The organism is Burkholderia sp. BCC0397, from assembly GCF_902832865.1.
Lineage (GTDB): Bacteria > Pseudomonadota > Gammaproteobacteria > Burkholderiales > Burkholderiaceae > Burkholderia.
Genome location: NZ_CADFDL010000011.1, coordinates 53,552 through 69,129, shown reverse-complemented (window position 1 = coordinate 69,129; position 15,578 = coordinate 53,552). Strand labels below are relative to the sequence as shown.

The window sequence follows — 15,578 nt, the reverse complement described above, 5'->3', positions numbered from 1 at the left end:
AGGTCAATCGGCGAGCCGGCAATGCGACAGCTTCAACCCCGGCAGCACCGGCGCGTCGATATAGCCTTCGTTCACGCAGCTGAACCGGAACGCCGCCGACGTGACGAACGGCTTGATCTCGCCGCCGGGGAATTTCGGCTTCAGCGCGCCTTGGTCGGCCACGTCGAAATGCGTGTCGAACTGCTCGCCGTCGGCCGTCAGCGCGCCGAAATACGTGCCGCCCGGGTCGCTGCCCATCCGGATCACGGCACCGACGAACGTGAGGCGCTTGCCGTCGTACTTCGTCTTCGCGGCGGCCATGTCCTGCGTATAGGCCTCGATCACGGCACCGTAATGCACGTCGATCGCGGGTTCGGCGGCCGAAGCCGCACTGGCGGCCTGGTGAACGCCCGCCAGCAGCGCACAGGCCGCAAGCGCGGCCGCCGCGAACGGCGCGGAAATCTTCTTCATGGGTGGTCTCCCGTCCAGCGTGATGGTTGAAATGATCGAAGCCCGGCGTTACGCCGGTTGAATTCGCTTCCGTTGCCTTAATCGTTCGAATGGCGGTACACGGCTGCGATCACTTCATCGCCCGCACGCTCGTGCGCGGTGTGCGGCGTCGCGCTGAACGCGACATCGTGACAGGAAGATGACATGGTGCGGCCCCCGGCTCTCTCGTTGAATTTCACTGCGTCTGATTTTGGCCGCTACGGTAGCAGACGGCCGGCAGGCCGGCAACCGAGCGCAGAGCGTTGACCGGTCACCCTATTACAATTGCAAACGATTCTCATTACGTATATCATGCGCGTCCTGATCGCCACGCAACGCCGCGGCCCGCAACACGATCCTTAGCATTCCTCTTCCTGCATCGATTCATGCCATTCCGTCGAACGCCCCGCCGTGCCCGGACCTTGCGTCCGTGGCGCACCCGCCTGCCTGTCCTGCTCACCCTGTGCGCCGCGAGCGGCGCGCAGGCGGCCGGTGCCGAACCCGTTGCGCCCGCACACGCCGCTGCGCCGGCCGCCGACCACGAACTCCCGGCGATCAGCGTCAACGCGTCGGCAGCCGTCGATCCGACGATCGGCTATCAGCCGCGCACGACGAGCATCGCGGGCGGCGACGACCGTGCGCTGAAGGAGATCCCGCAATCGGTCGCGGTGGTCAGCAGCAGCGTGATGCAGGACCAGCAAGCGCGCTCGCTCGACGACGTGCTCGGCAACATCAGCGGCGTCACGCAGACGAATACGCTCGGCGGCACGCGCGACGCGCTCATCAAGCGCGGCTTCGGGTCGAACAACGACGGCTCGGTGCTGGTCGACGGTGTGCGCACGCCGGTGCTGCACAGCTATCTCGCGACGATCGACCGCGTCGAAGTGCTGAAGGGCCCGGCCTCGCTGCTGTATGGGATGCAGGACCCGGGCGGCGTGATCAACCTCGTCACGCGCAAGCCGGAGGACACGTTCGGCGGCTCGATCTCCGCGTCGCGCACGAACCATGGCGGCAGCAACGCGCAGTTCGATCTCACGGGGCCGCTCGGCAAGCCGGGCCAGGTCGCGGGCGGCACGCTCGCGTTCCGGCTGACCGGCGAATACGATACGAGCCGCTACTGGCGCAGCTTCGGCCGCGAACGCAATGCGCTGATCGCGCCCGCGGTGTCGTGGCACGACGCGAACACGTCGATCGACGTCAGCTACCAGTACGTCGACTACACGATGCCGTTCGACCGCGGCACCGTGCTCGTCAACGGCCAGCTCGACGACGCGCTGCGCTATCGCCGCTACGAGGAGGCGTGGTCGCAAAGCAGCGGCATCCAGGAAACGCTGCGTACGCGTATCGAGCACCGCTTCTCCGATGCCTGGCGCGTGCGCGCGACCTACGGCTGGGGCCGCGACCGCTACGACCAGACCATCACGCGCGCCACCGCGTTCAACAGCAGGACCGGCGCGCTGACGCGCTCGTCCGATGCGAACCTCGGACGCAACGATTCCGACCAGATCGCGACGCTCGGCCTGCTCGGCAACGTGACGCTCGCGGGGATGCACCACGCGATCTACCTCGGCGGCGAATACGAGCGGCAGCGCAGCTTCCGCGGCGACACGATCCGCGGCAAGGCGGCGACGGGCTTCAATCTCTACGATCCCGTGTACGGGCTGCTCGCGCCGGGCGGCCTACCCAATCCGAAGCAAAGCGATTCGCGCTCGGTCGTGCATGCGTATTCGACGATCGTGCAGGACTCGGTGAAGATCACCGGGCGCCTCACCGCGGTGGGCGGGCTGCGCTGGGAAAACTGGCAGCAGGAATCGGGGATGGGCCGGCCGTTCGTGTTCGCCGACCGCTCGCGCGGCAGCGTCTGGCTGCCGCAGTTCGGGCTCGCGTATGCGTTGACGCCGGCGCTGACCGCGTACGCGAACGTGAGCCGCTCGTTCAAGCCGAACGTCGCGTCGAACGTCGCGGCGCCGCTCGCGCCGGAATACGGCCGCGTGCTCGAGGCCGGGCTGAAGTTCAGCCTGAAGCCCGCGATCACGGGCACGCTCGCCGTGTACCAGATCGACAAGCGCAACGTCGCGGTCACGGTCGGCGACATCACGTCGACGATCGGCACCGCACGCTCGCGCGGGATCGAGCTCGACGTCGCCGGGCAGATCACGCGCCACCTGAGCGTGATCGGCAGCTATGCGTATACGAACGCGAACGATCGCGACAGCAACACGCCGCTCGTCAACGTCGCGCGCCACACCGGCAGCCTGTTCGCGGTGGTCGACACGGCCATCGCGAACCTGCCCGGGCGCTGGCGCTTCGGCGGCGGGGCGCGGCTCGTCGGCGCCCGCTCCGGCGACACCGCGAACAGCTTCACGCTGCCCGGCTACGTGACCGTCGACGCGTTCGCGGCGTACGAAACGACGATCGGCAAGTTCCCGACCCGCTTCCAGCTCAACGTGAAGAACCTGCTCGACAAGACCTACTATCCGTCGAGCAACAACAACCTGATCGTCGCGGTCGGCGAGCCGCGGCTCGTCACGCTGACGACGACGGTGTCGTTCTGACGCCCCGGAGCGGCGCCTCCTGCCGCTCGACTGCTCTGCCCGGTTTGCCGACGCAACCCGGTTGAACGACAACACGTCGCGTCACGGTCAGGGCCGGCCGGGCAGAGGCACGCCGGCCAGCCGGCCCCGGCGCGCTCACGGCCGCCAGCGATACACGACGATGCTCGACCCGTTGTAGTTGTCCTTCGTGATCACGTACTCGCCGGTCGAGCGCAGGTACGCGCGCACGCCGTACATCGAGTCGACATCGTTGCCGACGTCCATCGCCGACGCGTTCGAGTTCGTCAGCGTCGTGACGAGCGCGCCGGTGTTCAGGTCGAATATGTCGATGTTCGGCACCGTGTGCACGTAGCCGACGAACAGGTAGTGGCCGGCCGCCGCGATCGATTTCGGGTTCGCGCTCGTCAGGTTGATCACCGGGTTCGGCGTGCTCGTGTTGCCGTTCTTCCAGCCGCGATAGACCTCGATGTGCCCGTTCATCGCGGTCCAGTCCCAGTTGCCCGCGAGGCCCTGCGCGAGAATCATCGTGTCGCTGTCGGCCTGGTAGATGATGCGCGTCACGGGCGCCACGCTGCTCGGCACGGGCGTCGTCACCGGCTTGCCCCATGACGGCTTGCCGGTCGCGTCGAAGCCCGTCATCGGGTAGCGCGTGATCACGTTGGAGCCGTTCAGTCCGGCCCACACGTCGCCGTTACCGTCGATGTCGAAGCCGGCCGTCACCTGCAGCGTCGTGTTGAACGGCTTGCCGGGCAGCGAGCCGGCCGGAATCGCGATATAGCCGCTCGCGGTGTTGAAGTAATAGAAGTTGAAGTTGCCCGGGTTCTGGCCCGACGCGACGAGGATCCGGTTGCCGCCGACGTTCACGAGCTGGCCGAAGTGCTGGCCGCGCTGGTAGTCGTTCATGTCGAGGCGCGGGTCCTTCGGATAGGTGAACGGGTCGACCGTATTCGCGACGAACGTGCCGCCCGCGGTGCCCGTATAGACGTTGTTGCCGCTGAAGAACAACGTGCCGTCGGTCACGGGGTCGGGCGCGGCGATTCCCTCGAAGTTCAGCGCCTGCAGCTTCCATTGCAGCGTGCCGATTGGGCTGTACGAATGCAGATCGGTGCTGCCGTTGCGGCCGAGATCCCAGCCGCCGCCCCATGCGTTGTTCAGCACGTACAGGTTGCCGCCCGCATCCTTGCCGAGCGCCGCGACGCGCGTGAAGCGCTTGTCGCCCACCTGCCCCTTGATGCCCGTCGTCGTGTCGAGATAGCCACCCTGCACGCCGAACGTGCCGACCTGCACCGGCAGCCCGGGCAGCCCGCTGTATACCTTGATGTTCATGTCGGGCCCTTCGTCGCCCACCATCAACCGGCCCATCGGCGCATCGAAGTACAGCGACGCCGGCCGCGCGCCGGCCGCCATCTGCAGCGTGTTCATCGCCGCGCCGGTCGCGCTGAACTGCGCGACGACACCCGCGCTCTTGCGCGCGACCCACAGGTTGCCGGCCGCGTCGAGCGCCAGCGCGCCGGGGCTCGTGACGCCGATGTCGCGCTGCCACACGCCGTCGGTCGTATAGACGCGCACGCGGTTGCCGTAGAAGTCGCTCACGTACAGCAGGTTGCCGCCCGTCGCGAGGCCCGTGATCACGTCCGCATACTGGATGCCCGTCCACGTGCTGACCGGAATGCGCAGGTCGCGCTGGTTCGTGCTCCGGTTGTAGCGGCCCACCGAACCGCTGCCGAACGTGCGGTTGTAGCCGAGCGCGACGAACAGCGACGTCGAATTGCCGGTGATCGCGCCGCCATGGAATTCGTCGTGGATGCCGATCGTGCCGAGCGGCTGGCCGTTCTGGTAGATCGCGACGCCACCCGCGTTCTCGTCCCAGCGCGACGCCGTGTAGATCACGCCTTCGGGCGCGACCCACATCGAGCGCGCGCCGTTGCCGACGTGCGAGGCCAGCGTGCCGTACGTGTTCGCGAGCCAGTCGGTCGAGTATTGGGCCTGCGCGTGGCTTGCCGGCGCCAGTATCACCATGCACATTCCCAGCAACGCCGCGCGAATTTGTTTCATTGACATGAATAATGCTCCCAGACGAACAATGGTCGACACTGTAAATCGCGGCGCATGAAATATTGGTGATTCCGGCAATACGCGTTCGCCGTTATCCCGAATTATTCACTCCGCGCCTTTTGCCGTCCGGCGCTTTTTCGTCAAAGATCGAAAAATCTGCGAACCCGCGCCACGACGGCCCGCCAGCCGCGCGATCTCGGCGCATTCCCCGGCATTTTCTTCCGGGTCTTGAATGCGAATGCGTCATTTTTTCTTGCATGACCGCATTGCTTTTTCATTCACCGGACACCGTTTCGATTATTACAAATCGAAATTTAAATGAAAGAAAAAAATATTATCCGGCGCGCACGTTTTTTTGCGATTTCGCGTATGGAAGGGAAGCGGGAGGAAAAGGAGGATGCGGCGGGAAAACCGCGCGCCGGCCGTGCCGGCACGCGGCGGCGATCGTTCAGCTCGCCGGGTCGAACGTCGGGGCGTCCCAGCCGTCGACGTATTTCGGCAGCGCATCGACGACGTCGAGCACGCGTTGCCGGTAGAACAGGTGCATCGTTGGCTGCAGGTCGCCGGGCAACTGCCCGCCATCCGCACGCGCGGTCAGGCTGTTCGGCACGACGCGCATGCCGAGCCGGTTCGTCCCGAACACGATCTCGCCGCACGACGCGCACCAAGTGCGCGACATCGACTTCGACGGATGCGGGAACGTCGCGTGGCCGCCGTCGATCGTCACCTGCTCCGGCGGCCATGCGGTCGCGGACAGCATCGGCGTGCCGTAGAAGTCGCGGCAGGTCGTGCAATGGCAGTTCGCGCGCGCCGCCGGCTCGCCGCGCAGCGTGACGGTCACGGCACCGCACAGGCAGCGCGCGGAAAGCGTTCGGGTCATGTCGTCTCCTCGAAAAGGGAGGCGACAGTATAGGAGCATGCCGACCACGGGGCCCGCAGCCGCCGCGGGCCCCGTTGCACGCGCAACGACCGCTGCGTCAGAACTTCTGGCGCAGCCCGAGGCTCACGATCGCCTGCGACCGCGAATCGGACGAATGGCCGTTCGCCTTGTCCGACACCGACGCGGTCGCGGCCACCGGCCGGCCGAGCGCGTCGAGCGTCGTGCCGGACGCACGCTGGTACGCGCCGAGCAGGTACACGCTGGTGCGCTTCGACAGGTCGTAGACCGCGCCGAGCGTGACGTTGTGATACTGCGCGCGGTTGTCGATGCCATCGACATCGCTGCCGCGCGTGTAGCTGTAGCCGGCGAACAGCTGCGTTTGCGGCTGCACGTTCCAGCGCGTGAACACGCCCGCGACGTTGAAGGTCGCGTGGCCCGAGAACAGCGACTGGCCGCCGCTGCGGTACTGCACGTTGCTGTAGTTCACGCCGACGACGGCCGGCCCGAAGTCGTACGTCGCGCCCGTCGCGATCACCTGCTGCGACTGCGCGCTCGCATAGCCTTCGTTGATCGACGAATTGAACAGGCCGTCGTCGGTGCTCTGCCACTTGCCCGCCGTCGGATCGGCCGCGCCCGTCTTGCTGTTGTCCGAGCGCTCGTAGCCGACGCCCACGCGCAGCGGGCCGGCCGCGTACGCGGCGCCGACGCTCCACGTGTTGCGCTGCTTCATGCTGCCCGGCTGGCCGCCGAAGCCGTACAGCGCGCCGAACGTGAAGCCCGAGTAGTTCGCGCTCGTGTACTTGATCGCGCTGTCGACGCGCGCGGTCTGGTCGAGATCGTCGATGTCGCCCGGGTGCGCACCGAAGCCGCCGATGAACGACGACGGGCCGACCGGGCTCACGAAGTCATCGAGCGACGTGTACTGGCGGCCGAGCGTGATCGTGCCGTAGCGGTCGCTGCCGACGCCGACGAACGCCTGCCGGCCGAACTGGCGGCCGCCCTGGCCCGACGTGCCGTTGGTGATGTCGAAGCCGTTCTCGAGGACGAACAGCGCGCGCATCCCGCCGCCGAGATCCTCGGAACCCTTGATGCCCCAGCGGCTGCCGGACAGGTTGCCGGTCGTGAGCCCGACGCTCGAATGCCCGGTGTACGCGCCCGCCGAACCGACCCGTTCGTTGCTGCGATAGGTCACGCCCGCGTCGACGATGCCATACAGCGTGACGGAGCTTTGCGCGGCGGCGATACCCGCGAGCGAGAGCAGCAGCGGGGCTGCGATCAGTTGCTTGTTCATGGTGATGTCTCCGGGCGGTGAACCCGTTGTTCTGGCTGACTGTTGCGAGTAGCGCGCGCGGGCGACGACATCCGCCGGCGGTGCGAGGCCGGCGACGTCCACGCGCGACGACGCGGCGGGCATGCCCGCTGCGGCCGGTATGGTAGTTGGAACCGGTTCCGTTCCAAAGCGGAATAATGACAACAGTTTCTTGTCAAAATTGAGATAGTCGGATGCGCGGCCGGGCGCGCGGCTGGCGCGCCTGTACAGCCCGGGGCGACGCGGACGATAATCGGCTGCGCGCCTTCCACCGGGAGCTGCTTCATGCATGAAACGACCCTGCTGATCTTCGCCGCCGTCGCGTTCGTCGGCATCGCGACACCCGGCCCGACCGTGCTGCTCGCGCTGACCAACGGCTCGCGCTACGGCGTGCGCCGCGCGGCCTACGGTTTCGCGGGCGCGATGCTATCCGACTTCGTGCTGATCGTCGCGGTCGCGCTCGGCCTCGGCGCGCTGCTGACGGCGTCGGCGTTCTGGTTCTCGGTCGTGAAGTGGCTCGGCGCCGCCTACCTCGCCTATGTCGGCATCCGGCTGCTGACGTCGAACGGGTCGCTCGACGTCGCGGCCGCGCAGGGCGGCACGGCCTCCGGACGCAACGCGTCGATCTTCGCGAAAAGCTTCCTGACCGCGGTGACGAACCCGAAGGGCTATCTGTTCTTCTCCGCGTTCCTGCCGCAGTTCCTCGATCCGCTGGCGCCGCTCGCGCCGCAATACGTCGCGCTCGCGGTCACGTTCGCACTGCTCGACGGCGTCGTGATGTTCGGCTACGCGCTGCTCGGCGCCCGCGCGGTGCGGCTGCTGAAGCGCTCGGGCGCGCTGTGGCTCGAACGCACGTGCGGCGCGATGCTGCTCGCGCTCGCCGGTTCGCTGGCGCTGTACCGGCGCCATGCCGCGTAGGCGCCGGGTCCGATGAAAATCGCCACACCGCCCCGCGCCGGATTCCCCGGCCTGTCGCTCCGGCAACTCGAACGCGCGGATCTCGACGCGTGGTACGCGTATCTGTCGAACCCAGACGTTTTCCGTCATACGAGCTGGAACCTGCGCTCGCCCGACGATCTGCTGCCGCTGTTCGACAACATCGAATCGGCCGATCCGGATTCGGTCCGGCGCCTCGCGATCGTCGACACCGCATCGGGCGCGCTCGCCGGGACGATCGGGCTGCATACGGTGTCCACCGTGAACCGCTCGGCGGAGATCGCGTATGACCTCGCGCCGTCGCACTGGGGGCGCGGCATCGCGAGCGCGGTATGCGAAGCCGTCACCGCGTGGGCGTTCACGCACGGCGGCTTCGTCCGCATGCAGGCCGTCGTGCTGACCAGCAACGCGGGCTCCGCACGCGTGCTGCAGAAGTGCGGTTACCGCTACGAAGGGCTGCTGCGCGCCTACAAGATGGTGCGCGGCACGCCGGGCGATTTCGCGATGTACGCGCGGCTCGCGACCGACTGACGCGCCGCTCGCGGCCTCGCGCGCCGATGCCGTGACGCGATTGGACGGCCCGCGCCGAATTGGCGACAATCGCCGTTCCCCTCATCGACGCTCCGCCATGAAAATCGCCGCGCTCTCCGACATCCACGGCAACCTCGCCGCGCTCGACGCGGTGCTCGACGACGTCCGCCGCCGCGGCGCCGACGTGATCGTCAATCTCGGCGACATCGTGTCGGGCCCGCTCCACCCGGCCGAGACGGCCGACCGCCTGATCGCGCTCGGCCTGCCGACCGTCAAGGGCAATCACGAACGGCAGTTGCTCACCTACGATCGCGATGCGATGCGGCTGTCCGATCGCTGGGCGCACGACACGCTGCGCGCCGACCAGCTCGACTGGATCGCCGCGCTGCCCGAACGCCTGACGCTCGACGGCGACGTGCTGATGGTGCACGGCACGCCGGCCAGCGATCTCGTCTATTTCCTCGAAACGGTCACGCCCGACGGCTGCCGCGCGGCCACGCCCGACGAAGTCGCGCAGCGCGCGGGCGACACGGCGGCCTCGCTGATCCTGTGCGGCCACACGCACGTACCGCGTACCGCGAAGCTCGACGACGGCCGGCTGATCGTCAATCCGGGCAGCGTCGGGCTGCAGGCGTACGCGGACGACCTGCCGCATCCGCACCGGATCGAGACGGGCTCGCCGCATGCGCGCTACGCGATGGTGTCGCGCACGGCGGCCGGCTGGAACGTCGAATTCCATGCGGTCGAATACGACTGGCACACGGCCGCCCCCATCGCGGCCTCGCGCGGCCGCGACGACTGGGCCGTCGCGCTGCGCACCGGCCGCTGCTGACGCACACGCCCCGCCCCGTCACCCGTTTCGCTTCGATTACAGGAACACCACCACGCCATGCCCTTTCCGTCGCAATTGCTCTTCCTGCCCGGCGCCTCGGGCAGCACCGCGTTCTGGCAACCGCTGGCCGGCATGCTGACGCATCCGGCCGAGCGGCGGATCGTCGCCTATCCGGGCTTCGGCGACATGCCGCGCGATCCCGCCGTCGACGATTTCGACAGCCTCGTACGTCATGTGCTGGCCACCGTCGACCGGCCGACCGCCGTGATCGCGCAATCGATGGGCGGCGTGATCGCGATGCGCGCGGCGCTCGACAAGCCGGATCTCGTCACGCATCTCGTGCTGACGGTCACGTCCGGCGGCCTCGACATGGCAGGACTCGGCGGGCAGGACTGGCGGGCCGGTTTCGCCGAAGCGAACCCGCACTTGCCCGACTGGTTCATGACGTTTCGCGCGGACCTGTCGCCGGACATCGGCCGTATCGCGCAGCCGACGCTGCTGCTGTGGGGCGACGACGATCCGATCAGCCCGGTCGCGGCCGGCCGGCGCCTGCTCGAACGGCTGCCCGATGCACAGTTGCATATCGTGCCGGGCGGGCGGCACGATCTCGCGGCCGTGCACGCAGAAACGCTCGCGCCGCTCGTCGACGCGCATCTGCAACGCGTGTGACGTCGCACACACCGCACGCTTCGGCACGCGCCTGGCACCGCGACGCTCGCGCGCCGCGTCGCATCATCCCGCGTTCCTCAGCGTCAGCCTCGCTTCGAGCCCGCCGCCGTCGGGCCGGTTGTTCAGCGTGAGCGTGCCGCCCATCGCAAGCGCGAGTTGCCGTGCGATCGCGAGGCCCAGCCCCGTGCCGCCCGTCTCGCGATTGCGCGACGTCTCCACGCGCCGGAACGGCTCGAACACCGCGTCGAGCTGATCGTCCGGAATGCCGGGCCCGCGGTCGAGCACCGCGATCACCGCGCCGCCGTCCGGCGCCGCCTGCACGTCGATCTCGGCCGCGCCCGCGAACTTCAGCGCGTTGTCGACCAGGTTGCCGACGATGCGGCGCAGCGCCTTCGGCCGCGTGACGAGCGCGAGCGGCGCGCGGCTGTGCAGCGCCACGTCCTGCCCCGCATCCGTGTAGTCGCACACGATGCTGTCGAGCAGCGCATCGACATCGATGCGGCGCGCGGCTTCCTCGGTGCCGTGCAGCGTCCGCGCGTACGCGACGCCCTCCTTCACCAGATGCTCCATCTCGAGCAGGTCCTGGCGCAGCTTCGCGCCCTGCGTGTCGTCGTCCATCACGTCGACGCGCAGCCGCATCCGCGTGATCGGCGTCTGCAGATCGTGCGAGATCGACGCGAGGATCTGCATGCGCTCGGCCATGTACTGCGCGATGCGGTCCTGCATCGCGTTGAAGGCCCGCGCGGCGCGCGCGACTTCCGAAGGCCCACCTTCGTTCAGCCGCTCGCCCTTCAGGTCGGGGCCGAGCGCGTCGGCGGCCTGCGCGAGCTGCTTGAGCGGCCGCGTCGCGAGTCGCACCGCGAGCCAACAGCACGCGGCCAGCACCGCGAGCTGCACCACGAGCACGGCCGGCAGCCAGCCTGACAGCGGCACCGTCGACATCGGATGAATGTCGATCGTCAGCGGCGACCCGTCGGTCAGCCGCAGATGCACCTGCAGATGTTCGCGGTCGCCGGGGATCGAATTCGCGGTCAGCGGGTAGTCGCCGCCGATACCGTCCGAGATCGAGCGCTCGACGCGCGCCGACAGCCGCGCTTCCGGCGGCGTGCCGGTTTGGCCGGGCCCGAGGATGAACGCATAGCTGCGCCGCGCGAGACGCGGCAGCCACGCGGCCCGCTCGGCCGGCGGCAGATGGTCGAGCAGCGCGACCGAGCTGGCGACCTCGCGCTCGATGTAGCCCATCATCAGGTTCGTGGTCGCCTGATCGCGCTCGGTCACGGTGAGCCAGAACGACAGCGTCTGCGCCAGCGCAAGGCCCACGCACAGGATCAGCGCGAGCCGCGCAAACAGCGAACGCGGCCAGCGCCACGGCATGCGCGCGCTCATGGCGTACCGTCGACGGCGGTCACGGCCGACGAGAACACGTAGCCCTCGTTGCGCAGCGTCTTGATGTAGCGCGGTTCGCGCGCGCCGTCGCGCAGCCGCTGGCGCAGCCGGCTCACGAGCAGGTCGATCGAGCGGTCGAACGGGTCGGACTGCCGCCCTTGCGTGAGGTTGAGCAACTGGTCGCGCGTCAGCACGCGCTGCGGGTTGTCGAGGAACACGCGCAGCAGCCGGTATTCGGCGCCGCTCAGCGCGACCAGCGTGCCTTCGGCGTCGAGCAGGTGGCGCCCGGTCGTATCGAGCTGCCACTCGCCGAACGCGAGCAACGCGGCCGTTTCCGTCACCTGCATGCCGGGCGGCAGCATGCGCGCGCGGCGCAGCACCGAGCGGATCCGCGCCAGCAGCTCGCGCACCGCGAACGGCTTGGCCAGGTAGTCGTCGGCGCCCATCTCGAGGCCGATGATGCGGTCGGTTTCTTCGCCGCGCGCGGTCAGCATCAGCACCGGTACCGTGCGGAACTTGCCGGCGCGCAGGTCGCGGCACAGCGTCAGGCCGTCCTCGCCGGGCAGCATCAGGTCGAGCACGATCAGGTCGGGCGCGCCGTCGTCCAGCGCGTTGCGCATCTCGCGGCCGTTCGCGGCCAGCGACACGCGCATGCCGTTCTTCTCCAGGTAGTCCGCGATCAGTTCGCGGATCGCGCGATCGTCGTCGACGATCAGCACGTGGTCGATCTTGTCCATGAGTCGTTGTCGGTATCGGTGTCGGGGTTCGGGCGGGCGATGTCCGCTTTTATACCGCACGGCGGGCACGCGTTTGTATCCCAATGTATCGCGCCGCCGCGACGACACACAACATTGCACACGCGCGGCTGGCCGGACACATCGCAGATACGTCGGCGCCGCCTAATGGGGCCTGTCGAAACCCGTCGGGCCGCCGCCCTCGCGCCGCGGCCCCAAAGATCAGGAGAACGCCATGCTGCCCCGATTCAAGACCGCCGCCCTCGTCATCGCCCTCGCCGCCACGGCCGGGCTCGCCGCCTTCGCGGGCACCCACGACGACGCGGGCATGCAGGCGTCGGCGGCCGGCACGGCGGCGCCCGGTTTCACCGGCATCGACCGCTGGCACAACAGCGCGCCGCTGACGCTCGACCAGTTGCGCGGCAAGGTCGTCCTCGTCGACTTCTGGACGTACTCGTGCATCAACTGCATTCATACCATCCCGTACGTGAACGACTGGTATCGGAAGTATCGCGACCAGGGGCTCGTCGTGGTCGGCGTGCATACGCCGGAATATCCGTTCGAACGCGATGCGAAGAACGTCGCCGATGCGATCAGGCGCTTCGACATCCGCTATCCGGTCGCGCAGGACAACCGCTACGACACGTGGCGCGCGTACGGCAACCAGTACTGGCCCGCGCTGTACCTGATCGATGCGAACGGCAAGATCGTCTATACGCGTTATGGCGAAGGCGGGTATGACAAGACGGAGGCGGCGATTCGGGGGGCGCTGGCGCAGGCGGGGGACGGGATGAAGGGTTCGACGCGTACGCAGTGACCGGCGCGGCGCGCGGGCGCGATACTCGCCCTCGCGCCGCGGTCCTCATGCGCTCACTCGCGCTTCGCGTCGGCCTCCGCCAGCATCGCCTCCCCGATCGCGAGATGGCCGTCCGCGACCAGCGCTTCGCCCGCGCCGCGAATATCGGCCTCGGCCTTGTTCTGCCCGAGCTTGCGCTTGCCGACGAGCCGCGTGATCTCGATCTGCAGCCCGACGATCGCTTGCAGCATCGTGTCGAGATAGTCCGGCGGCGCATCGCCCATCTTCCACGGCACCGGCTGCGACGCCTCGTGCGTGCGCGTCAGCCGTGCGACGACACCGCGCACGAACTTCTCGTCGTCGCGCACCGTGATGCGGCCGTGCGCATGCACGACCCGGTAGTTCCACGTCGGCACCTGCCGGTGCGCGACGTGCTTGCTCGGATACCAGTTCGGCGAGATGTACGCGTCGCCGGCGCGGAAGATCACGAGCACCTCATCGCCGTCCGCAACGTCCTGCCAGACCGGATTCGCCCGCGCGACGTGCGCGTGCAGTTCGCCGAGCCCGCCGTCGTCGGGCATCAGCTCGAACGGAATGTGGTTCGCGTCGAGCCCGCTCTTGCCGTGCGTGATCAGGCTACCGAACGGATGCTGCACGATCAGCTCGCGCAGCGCGTCGGGGTTGGGCTCGTTGAAATCGGCGGGGACGTACATGTCGGCTCCACGGTCGTGCGGAATGGGAAATGGCGCGGGCGCAGGCCCGTCATGCGTCGATTGTGATCCCAAACTGGTTTATGCTGTAGAGCCGGTTTGAAACAATTTCAGCAGACCAGAATCATGGCAAGAACGGCCCGGATCGTCGAAATCCCGTCGCTCGGCGCGCTCGACCGCGCGGCCGGCGACCTGAGCCGCCAGCTCGCGCAGGCGCTGCGCGACGCGGTGCGCCGCGGCGACGTCCGGCCCGGCGACACGCTGCCGTCCACGCGGCTGCTGGCGGCGTCGCTGCAGGTGGCGCGCGGCACCGTCGTCGATGCGTATGCGCAGCTCATCGCCGAAGGCTTTCTCGAATCGCGCGGCGGCGCAGGCACGCGGGTCGCGAACGCACTCGCGGAGCCGACACCCGGCACCGAACCCGAGCCGCCTGCCCGACGTCAGCGCCCGGTACGCGACGGCCTGCCCGAGCCGGCCGCCACCTTCGCGCGGATCGCCCGCGAATTCAGTCCGCTGCCGGCCATGCCGTTCGCGATCTCGGTGCCGGTCGGCCTCACCGCGCCCGACGACATCTGGCGCCGGCTCGGCAACCGCCTGCGCGCCCGCGGCGCCGGCGCGCCGTCCGGCTATGCCGATCCGCAAGGCGCGCTGCCGCTGCGCGAAGCGATCGCCGACTACGTGCGCCGGTCGCGCTCGGTGCGCTGCGATGCCGGCCAGGTCGTGATCACGAGCGGCACGCAGCAGGGGCTGCATCTCGCGAGCCAGGTGCTGCTCGGCGCAAACGACCGCGCGTGGGTCGAGAATCCGGCCTATCGCGGCATCACCGCGCTGCTCGAAAGCACCGGGCGGCGCGACGCGATGGTGCGCGTGCCGGTCGACGCCGACGGCCTCGACGTCGACGCCGGCGTCCGTCTCGCACCCGATGCGCGCGCCGCGTTCGTCACGCCGTCGCACCAGTACCCGCTCGGCATGCCGCTGAGCATGGCGCGGCGCAATGCGCTGCTCGCGTGGGCGCGCACGCACCGCGCATGGGTCGTCGAAGACGACTACGACAGCGAATTGCGCTACGAAGGCTATCCGTTCCCATCGCTGCAAGGCCTCGCGCCCGATCGCGTGATCTATCTCGGCACCTTCAGCAAGATCCTGTTTCCGTCGCTGCGGCTCGGCTACGTGATCGCCCCCGACGATCTCGTGCCCGCGTTCTGCGGCGCGCGCGTGCTGATGGATCGCCACGCGCCGACCGCCGACCAGCACGTGCTCGCCGCGTTCATCGCCGAAGGGCATCTCGATCGCCACATCCGCCGCGTGCGCGGCGTCTATGCGGAACAGCGCGCGCTGCTGATCGACACGCTCGGCGCGCGGCTGCCGCGCGAACGCGCGTGGGTGCAGCCGGGCGACCAGGGGATGCATGTCGTGCTGTGGCTCGCGGCAGGCATCGACGATCTCGACGTGGTCGCGCGCGCCGCCCGGGCCGGTGTCGCGGTGCGTGCGGTGTCGCCGATGTTCGCGCCCGGCACGGCGCACCCCGGGCTCGTGCTCGGTTTCGGCGGGTTCGGCCGCGCGCAGATGGAAGCGGCCGCGCAACGGCTCGCGGACGTCGTTTCGTCTGCGGAATCGCGGCCCCGCACGCGGTAAAAGGTTGGCGGCGGGCAACAAACGTAATCGTCTGTAAATCCTGCAAGCAAACGGCCGTTTCGGCGGCCGCCGCGCGGGTTCC

The 15,578-nt window shown here is 68.7% G+C and carries 14 protein-coding genes; 7 read left to right on the top strand and 7 right to left on the bottom strand.

The genetic code is table 11. The annotated features are described in order from the left end of the window. Positions 1-3 precede the first annotated feature (3 nt). Positions 4-450: a hypothetical protein gene (locus HWX03_RS27315; protein ID WP_175824088.1), complete on the bottom strand. Its 447-nt coding sequence runs from the start codon at positions 448-450 to the stop codon at positions 4-6. A gap of 404 nt (positions 451-854) precedes the next feature. Between HWX03_RS27315 and HWX03_RS27310 the strand changes: the two genes are divergently transcribed. Continuing rightward, the gene (locus HWX03_RS27310; protein WP_175873386.1) at positions 855-3,023 is read left to right on the top strand and encodes a TonB-dependent siderophore receptor; all 2,169 of its coding nucleotides are present in this window, start codon (positions 855-857) and stop codon (positions 3,021-3,023) included. A 135-nt stretch (positions 3,024-3,158) separates the two neighbouring features. On the opposite strand, the gene HWX03_RS27305 is transcribed toward HWX03_RS27310, so the two are convergent. The 3 genes from HWX03_RS27305 to HWX03_RS27295 form a co-directional block, all read right to left on the bottom strand. Continuing rightward, entirely contained in the window at positions 3,159-5,084 is a 1,926-nt protein-coding gene (locus HWX03_RS27305) for an SMP-30/gluconolaconase/LRE-like region family protein (RefSeq protein ID WP_175873385.1), read from the bottom strand. A gap of 442 nt (positions 5,085-5,526) precedes the next feature. After that, positions 5,527-5,958: a GFA family protein gene (locus tag HWX03_RS27300; protein WP_175873384.1), complete on the bottom strand. Its 432-nt coding sequence runs from the start codon at positions 5,956-5,958 to the stop codon at positions 5,527-5,529. 97 nt (positions 5,959-6,055) lie between these two features. Beyond that, positions 6,056-7,249, bottom strand: coding sequence for a porin (locus HWX03_RS27295; protein ID WP_175873383.1), 1,194 nt, complete (start codon positions 7,247-7,249; stop codon positions 6,056-6,058). A gap of 303 nt (positions 7,250-7,552) precedes the next feature. Between HWX03_RS27295 and HWX03_RS27290 the strand changes: the two genes are divergently transcribed. From HWX03_RS27290 to HWX03_RS27275, 4 genes are all read left to right on the top strand, one after another. Then, a complete protein-coding gene (locus tag HWX03_RS27290; protein WP_175873382.1) occupies positions 7,553-8,185 on the top strand; it encodes a LysE family translocator in 633 nt (210 codons plus the stop codon). A gap of 12 nt (positions 8,186-8,197) precedes the next feature. Continuing rightward, positions 8,198-8,734, top strand: coding sequence for a GNAT family protein (locus HWX03_RS27285; protein WP_175873381.1), 537 nt, complete (start codon positions 8,198-8,200; stop codon positions 8,732-8,734). A 97-nt stretch (positions 8,735-8,831) separates the two neighbouring features. Next, positions 8,832-9,566, top strand: a complete 735-nt coding sequence (locus HWX03_RS27280) for a metallophosphoesterase family protein (protein WP_175873380.1) — start codon at positions 8,832-8,834, stop codon at positions 9,564-9,566. Between the two features lie 57 nt (positions 9,567-9,623). Next, positions 9,624-10,235, top strand: a complete 612-nt coding sequence (locus HWX03_RS27275; protein WP_175824081.1) for an alpha/beta fold hydrolase — start codon at positions 9,624-9,626, stop codon at positions 10,233-10,235. Between the two features lie 63 nt (positions 10,236-10,298). Here HWX03_RS27275 and HWX03_RS27270 read toward each other — a convergent pair whose 3' ends face one another. Then, the gene (locus HWX03_RS27270; protein WP_175873379.1) at positions 10,299-11,621 is read right to left on the bottom strand and encodes an ATP-binding protein; all 1,323 of its coding nucleotides are present in this window, start codon (positions 11,619-11,621) and stop codon (positions 10,299-10,301) included. Next, the gene (locus HWX03_RS27265) at positions 11,618-12,358 is read right to left on the bottom strand and encodes a response regulator (RefSeq protein ID WP_175824079.1); all 741 of its coding nucleotides are present in this window, start codon (positions 12,356-12,358) and stop codon (positions 11,618-11,620) included. The genes HWX03_RS27270 and HWX03_RS27265 overlap by 4 nt, the downstream gene beginning before the upstream one ends. Before the next feature lie 232 nt (positions 12,359-12,590). Between HWX03_RS27265 and HWX03_RS27260 the strand changes: the two genes are divergently transcribed. Next, on the top strand, positions 12,591-13,172 hold the full coding sequence (locus tag HWX03_RS27260; RefSeq protein WP_175873378.1) for a thioredoxin family protein: 582 nt from the start codon (positions 12,591-12,593) through the stop codon (positions 13,170-13,172). A gap of 53 nt (positions 13,173-13,225) precedes the next feature. On the opposite strand, the gene HWX03_RS27255 is transcribed toward HWX03_RS27260, so the two are convergent. Continuing rightward, the gene (locus HWX03_RS27255; protein ID WP_175873377.1) at positions 13,226-13,864 is read right to left on the bottom strand and encodes an FMN-binding negative transcriptional regulator; all 639 of its coding nucleotides are present in this window, start codon (positions 13,862-13,864) and stop codon (positions 13,226-13,228) included. Positions 13,865-13,987: 123 nt separating this feature from the next. On the opposite strand from HWX03_RS27255, the gene HWX03_RS27250 reads away from it, so the two are divergent. Beyond that, positions 13,988-15,496 (top strand): PLP-dependent aminotransferase family protein, encoded by a 1,509-nt coding sequence (locus HWX03_RS27250; protein ID WP_175873376.1) that lies wholly within the window; start codon positions 13,988-13,990, stop codon positions 15,494-15,496. The last annotated feature ends 82 nt before the right edge of the window (positions 15,497-15,578 follow it).